The 22782-nt window shown below is 69.0% G+C and carries 24 protein-coding genes; 20 read left to right on the forward strand and 4 right to left on the reverse strand.

Annotated features, from left to right (window positions below; genetic code table 11):
• Window positions 1–7: 7 nt before the first annotated feature.
• Entirely contained in the window at window positions 8–2344 is a 2337-nt protein-coding gene (locus tag ADBZ9K_RS26965) for a glycosyltransferase (protein WP_526625376.1), read from the forward strand.
• Here the strand turns inward: ADBZ9K_RS26965 and ADBZ9K_RS26970 are convergent.
• Together ADBZ9K_RS26970 and ADBZ9K_RS26975 are read right to left on the reverse strand one after the other, a co-directional pair.
• Window positions 2341–3282, reverse strand: a complete 942-nt coding sequence (locus tag ADBZ9K_RS26970) for an NAD-dependent epimerase/dehydratase family protein (protein ID WP_526625377.1) — start codon at window positions 3280–3282, stop codon at window positions 2341–2343. The two genes, ADBZ9K_RS26965 and ADBZ9K_RS26970, sit on opposite strands and share 4 nt — an antisense overlap.
• A gap of 161 nt (window positions 3283–3443) precedes the next feature.
• Window positions 3444–4220 (reverse strand): DUF3109 family protein, encoded by a 777-nt coding sequence (locus ADBZ9K_RS26975; RefSeq protein WP_526625378.1) that lies wholly within the window; start codon window positions 4218–4220, stop codon window positions 3444–3446.
• A gap of 137 nt (window positions 4221–4357) precedes the next feature.
• On the opposite strand from ADBZ9K_RS26975, the gene ADBZ9K_RS26980 reads away from it, so the two are divergent.
• The 9 genes from ADBZ9K_RS26980 to ADBZ9K_RS27020 all read left to right on the forward strand — a co-directional run bounded on the left by ADBZ9K_RS26980 (window position 4358) and on the right by ADBZ9K_RS27020 (window position 11914).
• Window positions 4358–5374, forward strand: coding sequence for a Ppx/GppA family phosphatase (locus tag ADBZ9K_RS26980; RefSeq protein WP_526625379.1), 1017 nt, complete (start codon window positions 4358–4360; stop codon window positions 5372–5374).
• Complete coding sequence (locus ADBZ9K_RS26985) at window positions 5371–6384, forward strand: Rv0497 family membrane protein (protein WP_526625380.1); 1014 nt, start codon at window positions 5371–5373, stop codon at window positions 6382–6384. Before ADBZ9K_RS26980 ends, ADBZ9K_RS26985 begins: the two co-directional genes overlap by 4 nt.
• A 7-nt stretch (window positions 6385–6391) precedes the next feature.
• Window positions 6392–7237, forward strand: coding sequence for a sugar phosphate isomerase/epimerase family protein (locus ADBZ9K_RS26990; RefSeq protein ID WP_526625381.1), 846 nt, complete (start codon window positions 6392–6394; stop codon window positions 7235–7237).
• Window positions 7238–7264: 27 nt separating this feature from the next.
• Window positions 7265–8080 (forward strand): acyl-CoA thioesterase, encoded by an 816-nt coding sequence (locus tag ADBZ9K_RS26995; protein ID WP_526625382.1) that lies wholly within the window; start codon window positions 7265–7267, stop codon window positions 8078–8080.
• 85 nt (window positions 8081–8165) lie between these two features.
• On the forward strand, window positions 8166–9029 hold the full coding sequence (proC, locus tag ADBZ9K_RS27000) for a pyrroline-5-carboxylate reductase (protein ID WP_526625383.1): 864 nt from the start codon (window positions 8166–8168) through the stop codon (window positions 9027–9029).
• 139 nt (window positions 9030–9168) lie between these two features.
• Window positions 9169–9432, forward strand: coding sequence for a helix-turn-helix domain-containing protein (locus ADBZ9K_RS27005; RefSeq protein ID WP_135422369.1), 264 nt, complete (start codon window positions 9169–9171; stop codon window positions 9430–9432).
• A 116-nt stretch (window positions 9433–9548) separates the two neighbouring features.
• The gene (locus ADBZ9K_RS27010) at window positions 9549–9650 is read left to right on the forward strand and encodes a 30S ribosomal protein bS22 (protein WP_003402602.1); all 102 of its coding nucleotides are present in this window, start codon (window positions 9549–9551) and stop codon (window positions 9648–9650) included.
• Between the two features lie 83 nt (window positions 9651–9733).
• Window positions 9734–10819, forward strand: a complete 1086-nt coding sequence (locus ADBZ9K_RS27015) for an SDR family oxidoreductase (protein WP_526625384.1) — start codon at window positions 9734–9736, stop codon at window positions 10817–10819.
• Window positions 10820–10849: 30 nt separating this feature from the next.
• A complete protein-coding gene (locus ADBZ9K_RS27020; protein WP_526625385.1) occupies window positions 10850–11914 on the forward strand; it encodes a lysophospholipid acyltransferase family protein in 1065 nt (354 codons plus the stop codon).
• Between the two features lie 9 nt (window positions 11915–11923).
• On the opposite strand, the gene ADBZ9K_RS27025 is transcribed toward ADBZ9K_RS27020, so the two are convergent.
• Together ADBZ9K_RS27025 and ADBZ9K_RS27030 are read right to left on the reverse strand one after the other, a co-directional pair.
• Window positions 11924–12436, reverse strand: a complete 513-nt coding sequence (locus ADBZ9K_RS27025; RefSeq protein ID WP_526625386.1) for an FAS1-like dehydratase domain-containing protein — start codon at window positions 12434–12436, stop codon at window positions 11924–11926.
• Window positions 12437–12459: 23 nt separating this feature from the next.
• Window positions 12460–13398, reverse strand: coding sequence for an HAD family hydrolase (locus tag ADBZ9K_RS27030; protein ID WP_526625387.1), 939 nt, complete (start codon window positions 13396–13398; stop codon window positions 12460–12462).
• A gap of 30 nt (window positions 13399–13428) precedes the next feature.
• Between ADBZ9K_RS27030 and ADBZ9K_RS27035 the strand changes: the two genes are divergently transcribed.
• The 10 genes from ADBZ9K_RS27035 (at window position 13429) to ADBZ9K_RS27080 (ending at window position 22690) form a co-directional block, all read left to right on the forward strand.
• Entirely contained in the window at window positions 13429–13689 is a 261-nt protein-coding gene (locus tag ADBZ9K_RS27035) for a glutaredoxin family protein (RefSeq protein WP_526625388.1), read from the forward strand.
• 106 nt (window positions 13690–13795) lie between these two features.
• Complete coding sequence (locus ADBZ9K_RS27040; protein WP_526625389.1) at window positions 13796–15187, forward strand: glutamyl-tRNA reductase; 1392 nt, start codon at window positions 13796–13798, stop codon at window positions 15185–15187.
• Between the two features lie 26 nt (window positions 15188–15213).
• Window positions 15214–16164, forward strand: a complete 951-nt coding sequence (hemC, locus tag ADBZ9K_RS27045) for a hydroxymethylbilane synthase (RefSeq protein ID WP_526625656.1) — start codon at window positions 15214–15216, stop codon at window positions 16162–16164.
• Between the two features lie 4 nt (window positions 16165–16168).
• Window positions 16169–17830 carry a bifunctional uroporphyrinogen-III C-methyltransferase/uroporphyrinogen-III synthase gene (locus ADBZ9K_RS27050; protein ID WP_526625391.1) on the forward strand — a complete coding sequence of 554 codons (1662 nt, stop codon included), beginning with the start codon at window positions 16169–16171 and terminating at the stop codon, window positions 17828–17830.
• Between the two features lie 9 nt (window positions 17831–17839).
• On the forward strand, window positions 17840–18820 hold the full coding sequence (gene hemB / locus ADBZ9K_RS27055) for a porphobilinogen synthase (protein ID WP_526625392.1): 981 nt from the start codon (window positions 17840–17842) through the stop codon (window positions 18818–18820).
• The gene (locus ADBZ9K_RS27060) at window positions 18817–19242 is read left to right on the forward strand and encodes a hypothetical protein (protein WP_526625393.1); all 426 of its coding nucleotides are present in this window, start codon (window positions 18817–18819) and stop codon (window positions 19240–19242) included. The genes hemB and ADBZ9K_RS27060 overlap by 4 nt, the downstream gene beginning before the upstream one ends.
• 20 nt (window positions 19243–19262) lie before the next feature.
• Entirely contained in the window at window positions 19263–19712 is a 450-nt protein-coding gene (locus tag ADBZ9K_RS27065) for a hypothetical protein (RefSeq protein ID WP_526625394.1), read from the forward strand.
• The gene (mce1N, locus tag ADBZ9K_RS27070; protein ID WP_526625396.1) at window positions 19705–20211 is read left to right on the forward strand and encodes a transport-regulating membrane protein Mce1N; all 507 of its coding nucleotides are present in this window, start codon (window positions 19705–19707) and stop codon (window positions 20209–20211) included. The genes ADBZ9K_RS27065 and mce1N overlap by 8 nt, the downstream gene beginning before the upstream one ends.
• Window positions 20208–20474, forward strand: a complete 267-nt coding sequence (locus tag ADBZ9K_RS27075; RefSeq protein WP_526625397.1) for a hypothetical protein — start codon at window positions 20208–20210, stop codon at window positions 20472–20474. The genes mce1N and ADBZ9K_RS27075 overlap by 4 nt, the downstream gene beginning before the upstream one ends.
• A gap of 83 nt (window positions 20475–20557) precedes the next feature.
• Complete coding sequence (locus ADBZ9K_RS27080) at window positions 20558–22690, forward strand: heavy metal translocating P-type ATPase (protein WP_526625398.1); 2133 nt, start codon at window positions 20558–20560, stop codon at window positions 22688–22690.
• The last annotated feature ends 92 nt before the right edge of the window (window positions 22691–22782 follow it).

The following is a 22782-nucleotide window of genomic DNA, read 5'->3' on the forward strand; positions in this document are numbered from 1 at the left end:
GGCGCACGTGATTCATTCGCTCGGACCCGGCGGGGCCGAGTCGGTACTGGTCGATCTGGCCCGAGCGGCGCCGTCGGCGTCGATTCGCCTCGTCGTCATCGGTCTTTCCGATGAGCACACCGCGAGCGGGGTGGATAACCGCGTCGTCCCGCTGCTGCGCGAGCAGGGTGCGACCGTCTACGAGATGGGTTGCGCGCGCTACGATCCGAGCGCGGTGCCGCGGCTGGCCAGGTTGCTGCGTCAGGAGCGGGTGGACGTCGTGCATACCCACCTCAAGCACGCCGATCTGGTGGGCGGTATGGCCGCCCGGCTGGTCGGCGTGCCGTCGGTGTCCACCCTGCATGTCATCGACCTGCCGACATCGAGGACGGGTCGGTTGCGGGTCAAGGCCGCGGTCGTCGGCCGGCGGTTGCTGTCCAGCACGGTGATCGCCCTGTCCAGTGCCCAGCACAGGTGGTATTCCGGTTACGCCGGTGCTGCCGCCCCGATCGTGGTGTTGCCCAACGGGATCACCGAACCGACACTGACCCGGGATCCGGCCACCACCCGGGCGGAGATCGAGGTACCCGACGACGGCCTGCTGGCGGTCTGCGCCAGCCTGATGCGACCCGAGAAGGGGCACGCCGACCTCGTGGAGGCCGTGCGACTGCTGCCCGGCGATACCCCCGTGGTGGTGGCGCTGGCCGGCGACGGTCCGCTGCTCGACGATATCGCCGCCCTTGTCGACGCTGATCCTGTTCTGCAGCAAAGGATTCGGGTTCTCGGTTTCCGCAGCGACGTGCCCGACTTGATTGCGGCGGCCGACTTCGTTGTCCAGCCCTCGCTGGAGGACGCGCTACCGACATCGCTCATCTCGGCGCTGGCCGGTGCCCGTCCGATCGTGGCGACGAACGTCGGGGGCATCCCCGACATCGTCGGCCCCGGTTGCGGGCTGCTGGTCGATGCGGGACAGCCACGCGCCCTCAGTGCCGGGATCGCCGACATGGCGGCGACGATCCGGACCGACCCCGACGCGCTGGCCGCCATGCACCGTGCCACCCGCCGGCGATACGAGACGCAGTTCAGTGCCGATGTCTGGGTCAGCAAACTGCGGACCCTCTACGAGCAGGTGCTCGGACGCGCCGCGGGCCGGCCCGCGCGACGGGTGGCGCTGGTGGAGTTCCCGCCGTCGGGCGGTCTTTTCCAGTTCTCGCTGCAACTGGGCGAGGCGTTGGCCCGCGCCGGCGAGAGCGTCGAGCTGATCACCGGCTGGTCGCCCGAATTGGGTTCGCGTGAGCCGGGCTGCCGGGTCCTGGGCATCTTGCCGACCTGGCACCCGACCGCCGGTGCGGACCTGCCCGAACTGTTGCGTCTGGCACGCCGCGTCATCCGAGCCGGACGGCACACCGCCGCCTGGGGGGTGCTGCTGGCACATCTGATCCGTACCCGGCCCGATGTCGTCGCGTGGTCGGCCTGGCGGTTCCCGATCGACGGCTGGGGTGTGCGTGCGGTGCGCAGGGTCCTGCCGGACGCCACCCTGGTGCTGGTGGCCCATGAACCGCGGCCGCTGGTCGAGCAACCCGGCCAGGAGGGGTTGTACAAGACCTCGGCGCTCATGACCCGGGCGTTGTCGGGGGCCTACGCCGATCTCGACGTCGTCTACGTCCTGGGCGAATCCGCCAAACAGGTTCTGCTGCAGACCTGGCCGGTCACCGCGCCGGTCCACGTGATCCCGCACGGCGACGAGGGGATCTATGCCGCCCCCGACCTGCCCAGCGCGGCGAGTACCGGTCCGGTCGCGCTGTGCTTCGGCACGATCACCGCCTACAAGGGCATCGACACGCTGTTGCGAGCCTGGCCCACGGTGACCGACCGGATTCCCGATGCCCGGCTGGTCGTGGCCGGCGCGCTGGGGCCCGACATGGACGAATCTGCCCTCCGCGCCGACATCGCCGGCCTCACCGGCCTCACGGTGCAGCTCGGGTACATCCCCGTCGCGGACGTAGCCTCGTATTTCGGCCCGGCCCGCTGCGTCGTGCTGCCCTACAAGCGCAGTTCGCAATCCGGTGTCGCGCACCTGGCGTTCACCCTGGGCCGGCCGGTGGTGGCCACCCGAGTCGGGGATATCCCGGGGGTGGTCCGGGACGGGATCTCGGGAGTTCTCGTCGACCCCGACGACCCCGAGGCACTCGCCGGCGGGCTGATCCGGCTCCTCGCCGATGCTGAACTGGCGGGATCGCTGGGCGCGGCCGGCCAGCAGAGCCTGGCCGCCGGGGCGTCCTGGGACGACGTCGCGGCGCGGGTCCTGGCAGGTGTCTCCGGTGTCGAAAATTCCCGGGACACACCGGGATTGACGCCGCGCTAGTCGCTGCGAGCGCGGAAGTAGTCGACGGTGCGCGCAATGCCGTCCGGCAGGGTCACCCGCGGGTGCCAGCCGAGCACCATCTCGGCCTTACGGACGTCCAGGCAGGACCGTGCGACATCACCCAGGCGCGCCGGGGCGAACTCCGGATCGTCGGGTGCCCCGGCCGCCGCGGCGACCAGGGTGTGCAACTTGCGGTCACTGGTCTCGACGGCGGTGCCGATGTTGAACCGCTGGCCGCCGCCGAGGGTGCCGGAGGCACGGACGAACGCGTCGACGACGTCGTCGACGAACACGTAGTCGCGGGTGTTGGAGCCGTCGCCGAACACTTTGGTCGGCGCACCGGACAGCAGTGCCCGGGCGAAGATCGCCACCACGCCGGCTTCACCGTGCGGGTCCTGACGGGGGCCGTACACATTGGCCGGGGCGATGTGGGAGCAGTCCATCCCATAGAGGTGGCGGAAGGTGTTCAGGTAGACCTCACCGGCGACTTTGCTTGCGGCATAAGGGGATTCCGGATCGATTGGCGTGGTCTCGCAGACCGGGTAGTCCTTCGGCACGCCGTAGATCGACCCGCCCGATGAGGTGTGCACCACCTTGCGGACCGCGGCTCGACGGGCGGCTTCGGCGAGGCGGACGGTGCCCACGACGTTGACCGAGGCGTCGAACTCCGGCTCCACCACCGAACGCCGAACGTCGATCTGGGCGGCAAGGTGGAAGACCACCTCGGGCTTGGCGTCGCCGAGCAAAGCGATCAGGTCGTGGGTGACGATGTCGGCCAGCGCGAACTCGAACGAATCGTGCTCGCGGGCGGCGTCGAGATTGGCCGCCTTGCCGGTACTCAGGTTGTCGACCCCGATCACGGTGTGGCCGTCGGCCAGCAGCCGGTCCACCAACGTCGATCCGATGAATCCGGCCGCACCGGTGACCATTGCGCGCATGCGGGTCACCCTAGCAACTGCCGGTGCGGCCGCGGCCGCGTCGCACCGTTGCCGAAACTGTAGTTATCGAGCCGAAGTGCGAGGTGGCCGTCGGCGATAACGACGGGCTCGCGGGAGCGGGATCAGGCAGAGCTGAGCAGACGCAGTCTGCGTGGTGAACGTCATTGCGCGGCGCGGGTGGCCGGGTGCACCGCGATGAGCGGGAACCCGCTGCGACGCCGGCACATGGCGGCCAGTTCCGAATACGCCTTCTCGCCGAGCAACTCGGTCAGCTCGGGTGCGTAGGACTGCCAGACCTGCTTGGCGCCGACGTGCGCCGCCGGGTCACCGGTGCAGTACCAGTGCAGGTCCGCGCCGCCCTCACCCCATCCGCGCCGGTCGTATTCGGTGATGGTGGTCTTGAGGATCTCCGAGCCGTCCGGCCGGGTGATCCACTCCTGGCTGCGGCGAATCGGCAGCTGCCAGCACACCTCGGGTTTCATCGTCAACGGCTCGACCCCGAGCTGGAGTGCCTTGGTGTGCAGCGCGCAGCCGATCCCGCCGGCAAACCCGGGCCGGTTCAGGAAGATGCAGGCGCCCTTGTACTTACGGGTGCGCAGGTTGGGCTTGTCGTCGTACTCGTCCATCTCGAGGTAGCCCTTGTTGCCCAGGCCCTTGTCCCGGAACTGCCAGTCGGCATCGGTGAGCTTGGCGACCGCGTCGTCGAGGTGGGCCCGGTCGTCGTCGTCGGAGAGAAACGCCCCGTGCGAGCAGCAGCCGTCGTCCGGGCGGCCCTCGACGGTGCCCTGGCACGCCGGTGTCCCGAACACGCACGTCCAGTTCGACATCAGCCAGGTCAGGTCCGCGGCGATCAGATGCTCGGGATTGTCCGGGTCGTAGAACTCCACCCACTCACGAGGAAAGTCCAGTTCGACTTCGCCGGGGTGCTCACGCGTCACAGGGGCCACCGTAATGCACATCCGCGCTGCCTTCCTGATGGCTTTGGCGCTGTGTCACGCCCCGCCGGGGCGGTGGATGGCGCGGCTACCGCGCACTCCGGTACGGAGCGCGCGCCCGTCACGCTAGTTTTAACGACGTGCGATTAGGCGTGCTCGACGTGGGCAGCAACACGGTTCATCTGCTGGTGGTCGATGCGCATCGCGGCGGCCACCCGACTCCGATGAGTTCGACCAAAGCCGCGCTGCGGCTCGCCGAGGCCATCGACGACTCCGGCAAGCTCACCCGCCGCGGCGCCGACACCCTCATCGAGACCGTCGACGAGTTCGCCAAGATCGCCGCCAGCTCGGGCTGCGCCGACCTGATGGCGTTCGCCACCTCCGCGGTGCGCGACGCCAAGAACTCCGAGGACGTGCTGGCCCGGGTGCTGGCCGAAACCGGGGTGAACCTGCAGGTCCTCTCCGGTGCCAACGAGTCGCGGCTGACGTTTCTCGCGGTGCGGCGCTGGTACGGCTGGAGTGCCGGGCGGATCATCAACCTCGACATCGGCGGCGGCTCACTGGAGCTGTCCAACGGCGTCGACGAGGCGCCGGAAGTCGCTCTGTCCCTGCCGCTGGGGGCGGGCCGGCTCACCCGCGAGTGGCTACCCGATGATCCGCCGGGCCGGCGCCGGGTCGCCATGCTGCGCGACTGGCTCGACAACGAGGTCGCCGAAGCCAGTGCATTCGTTCTCGGTGCCGGCGCCCCCGACCTCGCGGTGGCCACGTCCAAGACGTTCCGCTCGCTGGCGCGGCTGACCGGAGCCGCCCCCTCCGGTGCCGGGCCGCGGGTCAAGCGAACGCTGACGGCAAACGGTCTGAGGCAACTCATATCTTTCATCTCTAGGATGACCACGGCTGATCGTGCCGAGCTGGAAGGAGTCAGTGCCGAGCGGGCGCCGCAGATCGTGGCCGGAGCTCTGGTGGCGGAGGCAAGCATGCGAGCACTGTCATTGGAATCCGTCGACATCTGTCCGTGGGCCCTGCGGGAGGGCATTATCCTGCGCAGACTCGACAGTGAAGCCGACGGAACCGCGTTGGTGGAGACGTCGGTGGGGGATGCTGGAAGCCAGGGTTTTGATCGGTCGACTGGCGCCCGATCGAGAGGCAGACGATGACTGCACCAGATGACAGTGAGAACAGCCGGCCGATCTCGGTGGCCGAGTTGCTGGCCAAGAACGGAACGATCGGCTCGCCGCCGCTGGGCGGGCGCCGCCGTCGCCGCCGCGGCAACAGCGACTCGGTGACGGTCGCCGAACTGACCGGTGAGATTCCGATCTTCCGCACCGGTGCGATTCCCGTCGTCCGGGACGACGACGCCGACGACACGCTCGCCGAGGACACCGCGGCGGATGCGCAGCAGGCACCGGCCACCAATGGCGCCGCCAGCGCGCCGCCGGCGGCCTTGTCCGATGTCGCCGGCCCGGCGGGTGCCGATGTCGCCGGCCCGGCGGCTCCCGAGGACGAGACCCCGGCGCGTCCCTTCGATGCACCCCCGCCGCGCGCCGACAGCCCCCTTCCGCGGCGTGAACGCGGCCCCGAACGCAGCCACGACCCCCGGCCTCGGCGCAGACCTGAGCCGCAGGCCGGCGGCAACGGATCGGCTTCCGACGCCGAGCAGATGACGTTCGACCCGGTCGACGAGTCGGCCCTGATCCTGGAATCGGCGGCCGACGAGCATGTCGAGGAGGCCGCCGAGCTGCAGTCGTACCTCAAGTCCTCGGGCGGAACCCTGTTCGGCGGTCAGACGGTGGCCGACGACCTCGCTCGCCGCGGGGTCGCCGACGACGACGAAGGCGCCCGGGTGGCGGTGGCCACCGAGGCGCCGGCCGAGACCGCCACGGAGCTGCCCCGCGAGGGCAAGCTCACCGCGCTGTGGCGCGGGCTGCTGGTCGCGGGACAGTCGATCCTCGCCGTGGCGTTCGGTGCCGGCTTGTTCGTCGCCTTCGACCAGCTGTGGAGGTGGAACAACATCATCGCGCTGGTGCTGTCGGTGCTCGTTATCCTGGGCCTCGTGGTAGCAGTCCGGATCGTCCGCAAAACCGAGGACATCGCCAGCACCCTGATCGCGGTCGCGGTCGGCGCGCTGGTCACGCTCGGACCGTTGGCGCTGCTGCAGTCGACCTGATTCATCAGTGCGCCCAGCCATCAAGGTCGGTCTGTCGACGGCCTCGGTCTATCCCCTGAGGACCGAGGCCGCTTTCGAGTACGCCGCCGACCTGGGATACGACGGCGTCGAACTGATGGTGTGGGCCGAGACGGTCAGCCAGGACATCGGCGCGATCGCCAAGCTGTCCCGCCGCTACAACATGCCGGTGCTGTCGGTCCACGCCCCGTGCCTGCTGATCTCACAGCGGGTGTGGGGTGCCAACCCGATCCCGAAGCTGACCCGCAGTGTGCAGGCCGCCGAACGGCTCGGCGCGCAGACCGTTGTGGTGCATCCGCCGTTCCGGTGGCAGCGCCGGTATGCCGACGGGTTCAGCGAGCAAGTCGCCGAACTCGAGGGCCGCAGCGACGTCCTGGTCGCGGTGGAGAACATGTTCCCGTTCCGCGCCGACCGCTTCTTCGGCTCCGGCCAGCCCTCGATCGAGCGGATGCGCAAACGCGGTGGCCATCCCGGGGTGGGCATCTCGGCGTTCGCGCCGTCCTACGATCCGCTGGACGGCAACCACGCCCACTACACGCTGGACTTGTCCCACACGGCGACGGCCGGCACCAATGCACTCGAGATGGCCCGCCGGATGGGCGAGGGCCTGGTGCACCTCCATCTGTGCGACGGCAGCGGCGCGGCGACCGACGAGCATCTGGTGCCCGGACATGGCAACCAGCCCACCGTCGAGGTGTGCCAGATGTTGGCCGGCAGCGACTTCGCCGGACACGTGATCCTGGAGGTGACGACCTCCGGGGCGCGCACCAAGGCCGAGCGGGAGGCGCTGCTGGCCGAGTCGCTCCAGTTCGCGCGCACCCACCTGCTGCGGTGAGCACCGCAGCTGAGGAGAAGGGCCCCGATGAATCCCCGCTTCGCTGATGCGATGGTGCTGCATCCCCGTGACCACGGCTTTGAGGGAAACCTCAACGAGCACTGGACAATCGGGCCGAAGGTACACGGCGGTGTGATGCTCGCGCTGTGCGCCAAGGCGGCCCGCGAGGCCTACGGCACGCCAGGCGAGCGGCCCGGTACGGATTTCGAGCCCATTGCCGTCTCGGCGGATTTTCTGTCCGCCCCCGATCCGGGGCCGGTGCAGCTGATCACCGTCGTGCGCAAGCGTGGCCGCCGGATCGGGCTGGTTGACGTCGAGCTGGCACAGGGGGAGCGCACCTGTGTGCGTGCGGTGGTGACCCTCGGCGAGCCGGAACATCGCACGGCGCCGCTGTTGTCGGCCAATCCGGTCACCGCGGTGATGAGTGTGGATCCGCCGCCGCATGTGGAACCGATCGGGCCAGGTCATCCCGCGGGCGAGATCAACCACCTGGCTCGTGGTTGTGACATCCGTCCAGAGCTGACCGAGGCCGACAGCGTGTCGAGCTCACCGACGTTCAAGATCTGGGTGCGGCCCAAGGACGGGCCCGTGGACGTCCTCTTCGCGTTGATGTGCGGCGACATTTCGCTGCCGATCTGCTACGCGGTCGGCCGTCGTGGCTGGGCCCCGACGGTGCAGATGACCGCCTATCTGCGCGGGCTGCCCAGCGACGGGTGGTTGCGGGTGGTGTGCACGACGACGCAGATCGGGCAGGACTGGTTCGACGAGGACCACACGGTCGTCGACAACGCCGGGCGCATCATCGTGCAGACCCGCCAGCTGGCCCTGGTGCCACCCGAATAGGACTTCGGCGCGCGTATCGCCGCTGGGCGGCGAGAAGCGCGCCGAAATCGCGGGGGCGGGTACGGGCCCGATAGGGTTCTCCGACATGGCCAGAATCGCGATCATCGGCGGCGGCAGCATGGGCGAGGCGATCCTTGCGGGATTGCTTCGCGCGGGCCGGCAAGTCAAGGACCTGGTGGTCTCCGAGCGGATGCCGGAGCGCGCCCGCTATCTCGCGGAGAAGTACTCGGTGCGCATCGCGACGGTCGCCGAGGCGGCCGAGACCGCGGGTTTCGTGATCGTCGCGGTGAAGCCGGCCGACGCCGAGAGCGTGGTCGCCGAGATCGCCGAGGTCGCCGCCCGCGCCGAGACCGACACCGTCGAGCAAGTCTTCGTGACCGTCGTCGCGGGCGTGACGATCGGCTTCTACGAGTCCCGGCTGCCCGCGGGATCGCCAGTAATCCGGGTGATGCCCAACGCCCCCGCGCTCGTCGGCGCAGGCGTCAGTGCCTTGGCCGCGGGGCGATTCGCCACCGCCGAGCAGCTCTCCGATGTCTCGGGCCTTTTCCAGTGCGTCGGTGACGTGCTCACGGTCCCGGAAAGCCAGCTTGACGCCGTCACCGCGGTGTCGGGTTCGGGGCCGGCGTATTTCTTCCTGTTCGTCGAGGCGCTGGTCGACGCCGCCGTCGCTAGCGGGCTCTCCCGCGCGGTCGCGACGGATTTGGCGGTGCAGACCATGGCCGGATCGGCGGCGATGCTGCTGGAGCGCCTCGACAACCAGCGCGCGGCGGCTACCGACACCGGCCTGGATACCTCGCCGGCCCGGTTGCGGGCGATGGTGACGTCCCCGGGCGGTACCACCGCTGCTGGCCTGCGGGAACTTGAACGCGGAGGGGTGCGGGCGGCGGTCGCCGCCGCCGTCGACGCCGCAAAAACACGCTCTGAGCAGCTAGGAATTACATCAGAGTAGTTCAAGAAATTTCTGATGGATTGACCCACACCCGTCGCAGTAACCCCACCCGCCACGCTATTCTCCTCGTGTATGCACGGCTGGGTGCCAGCAGTGGGGAAGCTGCTGGAACTGCCCGTGCCTGACGGATTGGGTTGCGATGACGTCTATGAACGGGCCATCGGCGCGGGATTCGGCTGGGAAATCGGCGCGCGATGCCGGTGGCGCCGACGCTGCGCCAACCGCCAGAGCTCAATTTCTCACCGTCGCTGAGGTGGCTGCGCTGATGCGGGTCAGCAAGATGACGGTTTACCGCCTGGTGCACAACGGAGAGTTGCCCGCCGTCCGGGTGGGCCGCTCCTTCCGGGTGCACGCCAAGGCCGTCCACGATCTGCTGGAGACTTCCTACTTCGACGCGGGTTAACGAACCGGTCGAGCGCAGGCCGTTTTCCGTTCCGCCTGCGTGCTTAGGTAAGGTGTCCCAGACACAAGGAAGCCTGCGCTGATGCGGGCACTGCGAGGACTTAGGTAGCGGATTTCATGGGTTCAGTCATCAAGAAGCGGCGTAAGCGCATGTCGAAGAAGAAGCACCGCAAGCTGCTGCGTCGTACTCGGGTGCAGCGCAGAAAACTCGGCAAGTAGTCGCCAGGCCGGGCCTGGGACGTTTCCCTGGCCCGGCGTCGTCGCGTCGCGCCGGACTCTGGTCCGGCCGATAGGCTGTGCAGATGGATACCGGCGGTACCGATATCGGCTCTGATTCCGGGGCTCCGCATTACCCGAAGGTCGTGCTCGTCACCGGTGCCTGCCGCTTCCTGGGCGGATACCTGACTGCGCGGTTGGCGCAGAACCCGTTGATCAACACGGTCATCGCCGTCGACGCCGTCGCGCCGAGCAAGGATCTCCTGCGCCGGATGGGCCGGGCCGAGTTCGTCCGCGCCGACATCCGGAATCCCTTCATCGCCAAGGTGATCCGTAACGGAGACGTCGACACCGTGGTGCACGCCGCGGCGGCGTCCTACGCCCCGCGGTCGGGCGGTCGCGCCATGCTGAAAGAGATCAACGTCATGGGCGCGATGCAGTTGTTCGCGGCCTGCCAGAAGGCGCCCTCGGTGCGACGGGTGATCCTCAAGTCGACCTCGGAGGTGTACGGGTCGCACCCGCACGATCCGGTGGTCTACACCGAGGACAGCAGCAGCCGCCGCCCGCCCCGGGAGGGCTTCGCCCGCGACAGCATCGACATCGAGGGCTATGCCCGCGGCCTGGGCCGGCGCAGGCCCGATATCGCGGTCACCATTCTGCGGCTGGCCAACATGATCGGCCCGGGCATGGATACCGCGCTGTCGCGGTACCTGGCGGGCCCGCTGGTGCCGACGGTGCTCGGTCATGACGCGCGGCTGCAACTGCTGCACGAACAGGACGCGCTCGGGGCGCTGGAGCGGGCCACGATGGCGGGCAGGTCCGGCACGTTCAACATCGGAGCCGACGGAATCATCATGATGTCGCAAGCAATCCGGCGCTCCGGCCGAATTGCGCTTCCGGTGCCCGGCCTCGGGGTTTGGGCACTGGATTCGTTGCGAAAGGCGACCAGGAACTCCGAACTCAATCGCGACCAGATGGATTGGCTGAGCTACGGCCGGGTCATGGACACCACCAGAATGCGAACCGAGTTGGGCTTTTCGCCGAAGTGGACGACGATAGAGGCATTCGACGACTACGTGCGTGGCCGAGGTTTGACCCCGATCATCGATCCGAAATGGGTACGCTCGGTGGAAGGTCGCGCCGTCGCCGTCGCGCAGCGGTGGGGCGGCTGATGAGCCGATGCTGGGGAGAAGGTAACTGACGTGGCGGGTGAATCAAAAGCGAAAGTGATTCCGCTGCACTCTAATTCGAGTCGTGCCGCGGCCGCTCGACGTGCTGCGCTGCGTGCGGAGGCGGCGCGTCGGCATCCCTCGTTGCTGGCCGATCCCGGTACCCGTGCCTCGGCAGAGGACATCGCCGCCGTCGTCCGCGAGATCGACGCGCGGCGCGGTGCCAGCGGAATCGGGCGAGCCGAGGACACTCCTAACGAACTCGCCCAACGCATTTCGGCCGTGGCTGATTTCCTGCGTAAGCGGCTCACCGGCGATTACACGGTCGACGAATTCGGCTTCGATCCCCAATTCAACAACGCGCTGGTTCTGCCTTTGCTGCGGTTCTTTTTCCAGAATTGGTTCCGGGTCGAGGTCAGCGGTATCGAGAATCTCCCGCGCGATGGTGCGGGCCTGGTGGTCGCCAACCACGCCGGGACGTTGCCGTTCGACGGGCTGATGTTGTCTGTGGCGGTCCACGATCACCATCCGACCCACCGGGATCTACGGTTGCTGGCCGCCGACATGGTGTTCGATATGCCGATGCTGGGCCCGATCGCGCGCAAGGCCGGCCACACCATGGCCTGCACGATCGACGCCCACCGATTGCTGGCCGGCGGCGAGCTCACCGCGGTGTTCCCGGAGGGCTACAAGGGGCTGGGCAAGCACTTCCGGGACCGCTACAAGCTGCAACGATTTGGCCGCGGCGGGTTCGTGTCCGCGGCGCTGCGCACCAAGGCGCCGATCATCCCGTGCTCGATCGTCGGGTCGGAGGAGATCTACCCGATGGTTGCCGACGTCAAGCTGCTGGCACGGGTGCTCGGCCTGCCGTACTTCCCGATCACGCCGTTGTTCCCGCTGGCCGGGCCGGCCGGGCTGATGCCGCTACCGTCCAAGTGGCACATCGCATTCGGCACTCCGATCGAGACCGCCGACTACGACGAGTCGGCGGCCGACGACCCGATGGTCACCTTCGAGCTGACCGATCAGGTCCGCGAGACCATCCAGGCGACGCTGTATCAGTTGCTGGCCAAGCGTCGCAACATGTTCCTGGGCTGAGCCCGGGACTCAGCGCGCGGTTTGCTTGCCCAGTGCCGCGGCGGCGATCGCGGCAACCTGGGCGTTGGTCTCCTCGTCGCCCTGGGCTTCACCGATCATCGTCACGACGGTCGTCATCACCGGATTGCCGTCTTCGTCGGTGACCTCGCTGCGCAATTCGCTGATCACCGTGCCGTGCGATTCGACCACCGAATCCAGCCACGAATCGAAGAACAATTTGTCACCCGCCACGATCGGCCGGTGATAGCGGATTTTCTGATCACGGTGAATGACACGGGCAATGTTGATGCCGACGTCGAAATTCCGGAAGATGTCCAGCTGCACCTGGCGTCCGGCGATCGCGATGAACGTCAGCGGAGCCACCACGTTGGCGTAACCGGCGGCCTTGGCCGCTTCCTCGCTGTAGTGCAGCGGATCCTCGGATTGGATCGCCTTGGCGTACTCGCGGATCTTCTCCCGCCCGACCAGGTAGTAGTCCGGGTAGCGGTAGTGGGTTCCGATGATGTCGCTGGCGATTGACACCCGGGGAGCCTATCAGCGGCTTCTCACGGCTCGTGCCGACGCGAGACCGCCGCGGCCAGCGCTCCGCCGATCGCGCCCAGCGCCAGCGCCGACGGCACCCCGATGCGGGCGGCCTTGCGGGCGGTCCGGAAATCGCGGATCTCCCATCCGCGTTCGCGAGCCAGCTCCCGCAGGTCGGCGTCGGGGTTGATCGCGACCGCGGTGCCCACCAGCGACAGCATCGGCACGTCGTTGTAGCTGTCGGAGTACGCGGCGCAGCGTTTGAGGTTCAGCCCCTCGCGGATGGCCAGTTGGCGTACCGCATGAGCCTTGCCGACGCCGTGCAGGATGTCGCCCACCAGCCGCCCGGTGAACACGCCGTTCTCGGACTCCGCAACGGTGCCGAGCGCACCGGTGAAGCCCAGCCGCTTGGCGATCGTCTCGGCCAGTTCATAGGGCGTCGCAGTGACCAGCCACACCTGCTGGCCGGCATCGAGGTGCATTTGTGCCAGCGCGCGGGTGCCGGGCCAGATCTTGTCGGCGATGATCTCGTCGTAGATCTCCTCGCCGAGGGACACCAATTCGGCGGTGGAACGGCCCTCGATGAACGCCAGTGCCTTGCGCCGGCCCTCCGCGACGTCGTCGCTGTTCTCCCGGCCGGTCAGCTGGAACTTGGCTTGGGCATAGACGAACTTCCACATGTCGGCGTAGGTGAAGTACTTGCGCGCGGCCAGCCCGCGGCCGAAGTGCACCAGCGACGAGCCCTGCACCAGGGTGTTGTCGACGTCGAAGAACGCCGCCGCGGTCAGGTCCGCCGGCGGTGGGGGGGTTGGTTCGGGCGCGGTGTGCGGCGCAGGCTCGCGATGCGCGGCGATGCTGGCGTCGCGAGCGACCGCGCTGGCCTGCTCGGCGACCAGCTCGTCGACGGCCCGCTCGGCGCTGGCATCACCTGCGAGCTCCTGGTCGTGGTCCCCGGAACCCATGGGTTCACCCTAACTGCGACACTTCTTCGGGTGAGCCGCGCACATGTCGAGTTGTTGACCCGAGCCGGATGCAGCATCTGCCAGCAGGTGTACGACCGGCTGGCCGAACTGGCCGCCGAACTCGAGTTCGACCTGTCCTCGACCGACGTCGATGCCGCCGCGGCGGCCGGCGATACTGCATTGCGCGCCGAGTTCGGCGACCGCCTGCCGGTTGTCCTGCTCGACGGTCGCGAACACAGCTACTGGGACGTCGACATCGCGCGGTTGCGGGCCGATTTGGCCGATAGATGAACACCGCCGGAATTTGGTCAGCTGCCTGCGCAGCGTTTACCGTGGAACTAAGTTTCACTAACGGAGCATTCCGTCACTGCGAGGGAGCGGGCCAGGTGATCGTGCCGTGAGCGTCCTGCTGTTTGGGGTGTCGCATCGCAGTGCCCCGGTGTCCGTCCTCGAGCAGCTGTCCACCGGCGAGTCCGACCAGGTCAAGATCATCGACCAGGTGCTGCAATCGCCGCTGGTGACCGAGGCCATGGTGCTCTCGACCTGCAACCGCGTCGAGGTCTACGCCGTGGTCGATGCCTTCCACGGCGGGCTGTCGGCGATCGGTCAGGTGCTTGCCGAGCACTCCGGGATGCCGATGGGCGATCTCACCAAGTACGCCTACGTCCGCTACAGCGAAGCCGCCGTCGAACATCTCTTTGCCGTCGCCAGCGGGCTCGACAGCGCGGTGATCGGCGAGCAGCAGGTGCTCGGCCAGGTCCGCCGCGCCTACGCCACCGCCGAGGCCAACAAGACCGTCGGTCGGATCCTGCACGATCTGGCTCAGCGGGCCCTGTCGGTGGGCAAGCGGGTGCACAGCGAGACCGCGATCGACGCCGCCGGGGCCAGTGTGGTCTCGGTGGCCCTGGACATCGCGAGCGCACGCCTGGCCGGAGAGTCGGTGACGTCAGGCAACGGGTTGGCCGGGCGCACCGCCACCGTGGTCGGCGCCGGCTCGATGGGCGGGCTGTCGGCCGCCCAGTTGGTGCGGGCCGGGGTCACCCACATCCACGTCGTCAACCGCTCGCTGCCCCGCGCGCAGCGGCTGGCCGAGATCATTCGCGAGCAGGGCGTCGGTGCCGAGGCGCTGTCCCTCGAGCAGCTGCCGACCGCCCTGGCGGCCGCCGACGTCGTCGTCAGCTGCACCGGCGCGGTCCGCCCGGTGGTGTCGCTGGCCGACGTGCACTACGCGCTGGCCGACGGCAAACGTGACGAGAATGCCCAGCCCCTGGTGCTGTGCGACCTGGGTATGCCGCGCGATATCGATCCCGCCGTTGCCGGGCTGCCCGGTGTGTCGGTCGTCGACATGGACCGGGTGCAGCGCGAGCCGTCCGCCCGGGCTGCGGCCACCGATGCCGAAGCCGCCCGCCAGATCGTCGCCGCCGAAGTTGCCAGCTACCTGGCGGGTCAGCGGATGGCCGAGGTCACCCCTACCGTGACGGCCCTTCGCCAGCGTGCCGCCGATGTTGTCGAGGCCGAGCTGCTGCGGCTGGACCACCGGTTGCCCGGCCTGGACGAGGCCCAGCGCAACGAGGTGGCACGCACCGTGCGCCGGGTGGTCGACAAGCTGCTGCACGCCCCGACCGTGCGCGTCAAGCAGCTGGCCAGCGCCCCGGGCGGGGACAGCTATGCCGAGGCGCTGCGCGAATTGTTCGAGCTGGATCCACAGGCCGTCGATGCCGTCGCCGCGGGGGAATTGCCCCTGCTGGCAGCGGAATTCGATCAAGGCCGAGCCGACGGCACCGGGTAGCGCGGTTGGCCGGCAGTAACGACGCGGTGATTCGGATCGGCACCCGGGGCAGCCTGCTGGCGACCACGCAGGCCGGGACCATCAGAGATCAACTCATCCAACGCGGCCATCGTGCCGAGCTGGTCATCATCAGCACCGAGGGCGACCGATCCCAGAAGCCGGTCGCCGAGATCGGGGTCGGGGTATTCACCGCGGCGCTGCGTGAGGCCATCGCCGACGGGCGGGTCGACATGGCGGTGCACTCCTACAAGGATTTGCCGACGGCTCCCGACGACCGGTTTGTTATCGCCGCCACGCCCCGGCGCGAGGATGCCCGCGACGCTCTGGTGGCCCGCGACGGCATGGTGCTCGGGGAGTTGCCGGCCGGTTCGGTGATCGGCACGTCGTCCGTGCGGCGGGCCGCGCAGCTTAGAGCACTGGGTCTCGGTTTGGAAATTCGCCCCCTACGAGGCAACCTAGATACCAGGTTGAACAGGGTAAGCAGTGGTGATCTCGATGCCATCGTGGTGGCCCGGGCGGGTCTGGCCCGTCTCGGACGACTCGGCGATGTCACCGAGACGTTGGAGCCGGTGCAAATGTTGCCAGCGCCGGCTCAAGGTGCGCTCGCGGTGGAGTGCCGCGCCGGCGACACCGAGCTCGTGGCGCTGTTGGGACAGTTGGATGATCCCGACACCCGCGCCGCGGTCACCGCGGAGCGAGTCCTGCTGGCCGAACTGGAGGCGGGTTGTTCCGCACCGGTGGGCGCGATCGCCGAAGTGGTCGAGTCCATCGATGACGACGGCCGCGTCTTCGAAGAGCTGTCGCTGCGCGCATGCGTGGCGGCAGCAGACGGATCCGACGTGATCCGTGCGTCCGGTGTCGGCACGCCCGGCCGGTCCGCAGAGCTGGGGCTCTCGGTCGCCGCGGAGTTGTTCGAGCTCGGTGCGCGCGAAGTCATGTCGAACATATTCCGCGATGAAGCGGTAGGGCGGGAGTGAAGCGATGACTGGGCACGTGAACGGTCGGGGAGTTAAGGCGAAGCCGGGACACATCACGTTCGTCGGCTCGGGTCCGGGTGACCCCAACCTGCTGACGACGCGCGCCCGCACCGTTTTGGCCAATGCCGCGCTGGTGTTCACCGACCCCGACGTGCCGCAGGCCGTGCTGAGCGTGGTCGGTACCGACCTTCCGCCCGCCGCCGGCCCGGCTCCGGCGCCGGAGGGCACACCCGCCGACGGACACGACGAGACCGCGTCGCCGGTCGTCTCGGTCGGCCCCGACATCCGCCCCGCGCTCGGTGACCCCGCCGAGGTGGCCAAGACGCTGGTCGCCGAGGCCAAGGCCGGCTTCGACGTCGTGCGTCTGGTCGCCGGTGACCCGCTGTCGGTGGACTCGGTGATCACCGAGGTCAACGCGGTGGCCCGGGCCCACGCCGAGTTCGAGATCGTCCCCGGACTGCCCGCCACCAGCGCAGTGCCGACCTACGCGGGGCTACCGCTGGGATCGGCGCACACCGTGGCCGACGTGCGCGGCGAGGTCGACTGGGCGGCGCTGGCCGCCGCTCCCGGTCCGCTGATCCTGACCGCGAGCGCCTCACACCTGCCCGAGGCCGCCCGCACCCTCATCGAGTACGGCCTGGCCGAGGGCACCCCGTGCGTGGTCACCTCCAACGGCACCACCTGTGCGCAGCGCTCGGTGGAGACCACGCTGCACGGATTGACCGACCGGGCGACCCTGGCCTGCAACAACGATCCGGCCGGCCCGCTGACCGGCACGCTGGTGGTCACCATCGGCAAGACCGTCGCCCATCGGGTCAAGCTGAACTGGTGGGAGAGCCGCGCCCTGTACGGCTGGACCGTGCTGGTGCCGCGCACCAAGGACCAAGCCGGCGAGATGAGCGACAAGCTGATCGGTCACGGCGCGCTGCCCATCGAGGTGCCCACCATCGCCGTCGAGCCGCCGCGTAGCCCGGCTCAGATGGAAAGGGCCGTCAAGGGTTTGGTCGACGGCCGCTACCAGTGGGTGGTGTTCACCTCCACCAACGCCGTTCGCGCGGTGTGGGAGAAGTTCGGCGAGTTCGGCCTGGATGCCCGCGCCTTCTCCGGTGTGAAGATCGCCTGCGTGGGCGAGTCGACCGCCGACCGGGTCCGCGCCTTCGGGGTCAGCCCCGAACTGGTGCCGTCCGGCGAGCAGTCCTCGCTCGGCCTGCTCGACGAATTCCCGGAATACGACAGCATTTTCGACCCGGTCAACCGGGTGCTGCTGCCGCGTGCCGACATCGCCACCGAGACCCTGGCCGAGGGGCTGCGCGACCGCGGCTGGGAGATCGAGGACGTCACCGCCTACCGCACGGTGCGCGCGGCCCCGCCGCCCGCCGAGACCCGCGAGATGATCAAGACCGGCGGGTTCGACGCGGTGTGCTTCACCTCCAGCTCGACGGTGCGCAACCTGGTCGGCATCGCCGGTAAGCCGCACACCCGCACCATCGTGGCGTGCATCGGCCCGAAGACGGCCGAGACGGCCGCCGAGTTCGGGCTGCGTGTCGATGTGCAGCCCGAGACGGCGGCGATCGGTCCGCTGGTCGACGCGCTCGCCGAGCACGCCGCCCGGCTGCGCGCCGAGGGTGCGTTGCCGCCGCCGCGCAAGAAGAGCCGACGCCGCTAGGAGGCAGGCGTGTCCTTCCTCAGACAGCGTCCCCGCCGGCTGCGCTCGACGCCGGCGCTGCGCCGGTTGGTGGCCGAAACATCGCTGGAGCCACGTCATCTCGTGCTGCCGATGTTCGTCGCAGACGGGATCGACGAGCCCCGGCCGATATCCTCGATGCCCGGTGTCTACCAACACACCCGGGACTCGCTGCGCCGCGCGGCCGAGCAGGCCATCAAGGCCGGTGTCGGCGGGTTGATGTTGTTCGGGGTTCCGCGCGACTCCGACAAGGACGCCCTGGGCTCCTGTGGTGTGGACCCCGACGGCATCCTCAACCTGGGCCTGCGGGATCTGGCCAACGACCTCGGCAATGACACCGTGCTGATGGCCGACACCTGCCTCGACGAGTTCACCGACCACGGCCACTGCGGCGTGCTGGATGCTCGCGGCAGAGTCGATAACGATGCCACCAATGAGCAGTACGTGAGACTGGCTGTGGCACAAGCGCAAGCGGGCGCTCAGGTGGTCGGGCCCAGCGGCATGATGGACGGTCAGGTGGCTGCGATCCGCGACGGCCTGGACGCTGCTGGGTTCACCGACGTGCTGATCTTGGCCTACGCGGCCAAGTTCGCCTCGGCCTTCTACGGCCCGTTCCGGGAGGCGGTGGCCTCCAGCCTGCAGGGCGATCGCCGCACCTACCAGCAGGACAGCGGCAACGCCCGGGAGGCACTGCGCGAAATCGAACTCGACCTCGACGAGGGTGCCGACATCGTGATGATCAAACCCGCCATGGCCTACCTGGACATCGTGCGGGTGGCCGCCGACGTCTCGCCGGTGCCGGTGGCCGCCTACCAGGTGTCGGGGGAGTACGCGATGATCAGCGCCGCCGCCGCCAACGGCTGGATCGATGGCCGGGTCGCCGCGCTGGAGTCGTTGACCAGCATCCGGCGCGCGGGTGCCGACATCGTGCTGACCTACTGGGCGGCCGACGTGGCTGGCTGGCTGGCGTGACACAGCAACCGCCGGTGGGCACACCGTCACCGTCACGCCCCGAGGACGTCGACACCGGCTTCTGGCTGTGGCTGATCGCGCTGCCGCTGATGCTGACCGGCTATCTGGCCGATGCTTTCTTCGCCACCAAGCAGGCCTCCATCCTGGTCATCGCCGTCACGGTGCTGTTCGCGCTGATGATGGCCGCCCTGGTACTGACCTTCCTGTTCCTGATGCGCTCGGGCTATCGCTGGACCCGCACCGTGCTGACCGGCGGCGGGGTGGCCACCGTCATCTACACCACGGCCAGCCTGCTCAGCACCCAGCGCGACGCGGTGCAGGCGGTGATCTTCGCGGTCACCGGCATCATCGGCTCGGTGCTCATCGTCGGTGGCATCTACCTGCTGCACCGCCCGGATGCGCACGGGTTCTTCACCAAGTGACCCGATAGGCTGGCCCGACCATGACCCCGACCCAACCGAGGCCGCGTGCCCTCAACGTCGCCTTCTGGCTGCTGGTGGTGGGGGCCGTGCTGCTGATGGCGGGTGGGCTGCTCGCCATCACCGTCGGCTACGACATGCTCCGCCAGGCGCTGCCGCCCTCGTATTCCGATCAGGCGATCCACCAGCTGCTGATCTTCCGCCGTGGCGCGGGCGTGATCTGCCTGCTTGCCGGGGCGGGCCTGGCGTTCCTGATCGGCCGGACCCGCGGCACCGGCGACGTGCGGTTCCGGCGTGCGACGCTGGGCTTGGGACTGACGATCATCGTGCTGGTCGGGCTGCTGCAGGTGTTCGTCAACATCGGTCTGGTGGCCTTGCTGAGCTTGCTGCCGATCATCGTCGGCACGCTGCTGTTGAGTCGTCCGGCGGTGGCCGGCTGGTTCGACGCCGACGCCGCGGGGTCCGATGTCTGAGGATCCGCACGTCGAGCAGCCGGAGCGGTTGTTCGTCGAGAACGGTGCCAGCTGGTACTGGCTGCTGGCCGGGCCGGGTTCGGCGATCACGATGCTGATGATCCAGTTCAAGAGCGGGGTGGGCTTCCAGCCCATCGTGCCGCTGATCTTCCTGGTGCTGGTGACCGGCTTCATCGGACTGCAGGTCAAGGCCGCCCGGATCCACACCAGCGTCGAGTTGACCCGGGCCGCGCTGCGCGAAGGCACCGAGGTCACTCCGGTGAGCCAGATCGTGGCCGTGTTCCCGGAGCCGGAGCACACAGTGAAATCCCGCGGACCGCTGGAGAAGTGGCAGACCGCCCGCGCGCTGGGCGAACTGAGCGGGGTACCCCGCGGTCGCACCGGAATCGGCGTCAAGCTCACCGGCGAGCGCACCGCGCAGGCGTGGGCGCGCAACCATCGCCGGCTGCGTGAGGCGCTGACCGCGCTGGTCGAGGAGCAGAGGGCGAGCGCGTCGTGAGGCACGTCGTGAGGCACACCGTGCAGCTGGTGCTGGCCGTGCTGGCGCTGGCCGCGGGCATCGCCAGCGGCCTGGCAGCTCGCAGCATGGTCTACGTCGCCCCGGTCGCCGATGGGCAGCCCTCGACCACGTCGGTCGTCTACAACCCCCCGCTGATGATGCTGACCTGGGCGCTGGTGACCGCGGCCGGTGTGCTGACGGTGTTGGGGGTGGCCGGTCTGGTTCGAGCCCGGCGCGGCGGGGATCCGACGACCCCGGTCTGACCTGCCCGGTTACCGGGCGTTTGGGACTGTTCAGCGCTGCTGCGCGCGCTGGAAAACATACCCCCTAGGGGTATCATCGAAGGATGACGACGACCGACCTCCAGTTGACCGGCATGAGCTGCGCGTCTTGCGCGGCGAAGATCGAACGCGGCCTCAACGATCTGGCGGGCGTACACGCCACGGTGAACCTGGCCGTCGAGCGCGCGCACGTCGAACACGGGCCGGGGGTCTCCGAGCGCGACCTGATCCACGCGGTCGAATCCACCGGCTACCACGCCTCGGTGGTCGACCACTCCGGCGGCGGCCACGACCACATGAGCCACGATGTGCCGGCCGATCAGCTCCGCCCGCGGCTGATCGGGTCGGCGGTGCTTGCCGTACCGGTGGTGGCGTTGTCGATGGTGATTGCCTGGCAATTCCCCGGCTGGCAGTGGCTGGTACTGGCGTTGTCCACCCCGATCGTGTTCTGGGGTGGCTATCCGTTCCACAAGGCCGCGGTGAACAGCGCGCGACACGGCGCCTCGACGATGGACACCCTGGTGTCGATCGGCACGCTGGCCGCCTATATCTGGTCGCTGTATGAGGTGGTGACCGGGGCGGCCGCCCACGGGCACGGCCATGTCTACTTCGAGGTCGCTGCGGCGGTGACGGTCTTTCTCCTGGCCGGCCGCTACGCCGAGGCCAAGGCCAAGCGATCGGCCGGGGCGGCGTTGCAAGCCCTGCTCGCACTGGGCGCCAAGGACGCCGTCGTGCTCCGAGATGACGGCGAGGTCCGGATTGCTGCCGAGGAACTGCGGGTGGGTGACGTGATCGTGGTGCGCCCAGGCGAGCGGGTGGCCACCGACGGCGTCGTCGAGGACGGTGCCTCGGCGCTGGACACCTCGGCGATGACCGGTGAGTCGGTCCCGGTCGACGTCCGCCCCGGCGACGAGGTGCTCGGCGGGTCGGTCAACACCTACGGACGGATCCTGGTGCGCGCCAGCCGGGTCGGCGCCGACACGCAGCTGGCGCGGATGGCGCGGATGGTCACCGACGCACAGAGTGGCAAGGCCTCGATCCAACGGCTGGCCGACCGGGTGTCGGCGGTGTTCGTCCCGGTCGTGCTCGGCATCGCCGCGGTGACGCTGGTCGCCTGGCTGCTGGCCGGGGGCCCGGTTACGGCGGCCTTCACCGCCGCGGTGGCGGTGCTGATCATCGCCTGCCCGTGTGCACTGGGCCTGGCCACGCCGACCGCGATCCTGGTCGGCACCGGCCGCGGCGCGCAGCTGGGCGTGCTGATCAAGGAACCGCAGGTGCTGGAGACGGTCACCGGCGTCGACACCGTCGTCCTGGACAAGACCGGCACCGTGACCACCGGAACCATGACAGTGGCCGCCGTCGAAACCGAGGTGGCCGCCGTCGAAACCGAGGCGGGTGCCGACGCCGAGGCGGTGTTGACCCGGGCGGCCGCCGTCGAGTCGGCTTCTGAGCATCCGGTGGCCGCCGCCATCGTGGCCGCCGCCGGCGCGCGGGGCCTGCGCGTGCCCGCGGTGCGCGACTTCACCAGCGATCCGGGTACCGGGGTCAGCGGTGTGGTGGACGGGGTGAGCGTGCAGGTCGCCCGCTTCTCCGACGACGACGGACGCACCAGCGTCGCGGTGACCTGGGACGGTGTCCGGCGCGGGGTGATCAGGCTGGTGGATGCGGTCAAGCCGACCAGCGCCGAGGCCATCGCCGAACTCAAGGCGATGGGCATCACCCCGATGCTGCTCACCGGCGACAACCCGGCGGTCGCCGCGCGGGTGGCCGCCGAGGTCGGTATCGCTCCCGGCGACGTCATCGCAGGCGTGCTGCCCGCCGAGAAGGCCAACGTGATCAAGCGGCTGCAGGCCGCGGGGCGCACGGTGGCCATGGTCGGCGACGGCGTCAACGATTCGGTGGCGCTGGCCACCGCCGACGTCGGCATGGCGATGGGCACCGGCACCGACGCCGCGATCGAGGCGGGCGACATCACGCTGGTGCGCGGTGACCTGCGGACCGTGCCGACCGCGCTGCGGTTGTCGGCGCGCACGCTGCGGATCATCAAGCAGAACCTGTTCTGGGCGTTCGGCTACAACGTCGCGGCCATCCCGCTGGCCGCGCTGGGACTGCTAAACCCGATGATCGCCGGCGCGGCGATGGCGTTCTCCTCGGTGCTGGTGGTGACCAACAGCCTGCGCCTCAAGCGCTTCACCTGATTCGCCGAAACGTGAGTTTGGGCGGGAAAGTCCGAGTGGATCGCGCCATTGCGTCGGTCTCGGCGAGGCCGTGACGCTCGTCACGGCCCACT

Origin of the sequence: Mycobacterium sp. (assembly GCF_965229265.1) — a bacterium.
Lineage (GTDB): Bacteria > Actinomycetota > Actinomycetes > Mycobacteriales > Mycobacteriaceae > Mycobacterium.

Bases quoted from the DNA above. Each gene is read 5' to 3' on its own strand.
- ADBZ9K_RS26970 (WP_526625377.1), bottom strand. From the start codon at position 3,282: ATGCGCGCAATGGTCACCGGTGCGGCCGGATTCATCGGATCGACGTTG.
- ADBZ9K_RS26985 (WP_526625380.1), top strand. From the start codon at position 5,371: ATGACTGCACCAGATGACAGTGAGAACAGCCGGCCGATCTCGGTGGCC.
- ADBZ9K_RS26995 (WP_526625382.1), top strand. From the start codon at position 7,265: ATGAATCCCCGCTTCGCTGATGCGATGGTGCTGCATCCCCGTGACCAC.
- proC (WP_526625383.1), top strand. From the start codon at position 8,166: ATGGCCAGAATCGCGATCATCGGCGGCGGCAGCATGGGCGAGGCGATC.
- ADBZ9K_RS27005 (WP_135422369.1), top strand. From the start codon at position 9,169: ATGACGTCTATGAACGGGCCATCGGCGCGGGATTCGGCTGGGAAATCG.
- ADBZ9K_RS27010 (WP_003402602.1), top strand. From the start codon at position 9,549: ATGGGTTCAGTCATCAAGAAGCGGCGTAAGCGCATGTCGAAGAAGAAG.
- ADBZ9K_RS27015 (WP_526625384.1), top strand. From the start codon at position 9,734: ATGGATACCGGCGGTACCGATATCGGCTCTGATTCCGGGGCTCCGCAT.
- ADBZ9K_RS27030 (WP_526625387.1), bottom strand. From the start codon at position 13,398: ATGGGTTCCGGGGACCACGACCAGGAGCTCGCAGGTGATGCCAGCGCC.
- ADBZ9K_RS27050 (WP_526625391.1), top strand. From the start codon at position 16,169: ATGACTGGGCACGTGAACGGTCGGGGAGTTAAGGCGAAGCCGGGACAC.
- ADBZ9K_RS27065 (WP_526625394.1), top strand. From the start codon at position 19,263: ATGACCCCGACCCAACCGAGGCCGCGTGCCCTCAACGTCGCCTTCTGG.
- mce1N (WP_526625396.1), top strand. From the start codon at position 19,705: ATGTCTGAGGATCCGCACGTCGAGCAGCCGGAGCGGTTGTTCGTCGAG.
- ADBZ9K_RS27080 (WP_526625398.1), top strand. From the start codon at position 20,558: ATGACGACGACCGACCTCCAGTTGACCGGCATGAGCTGCGCGTCTTGC.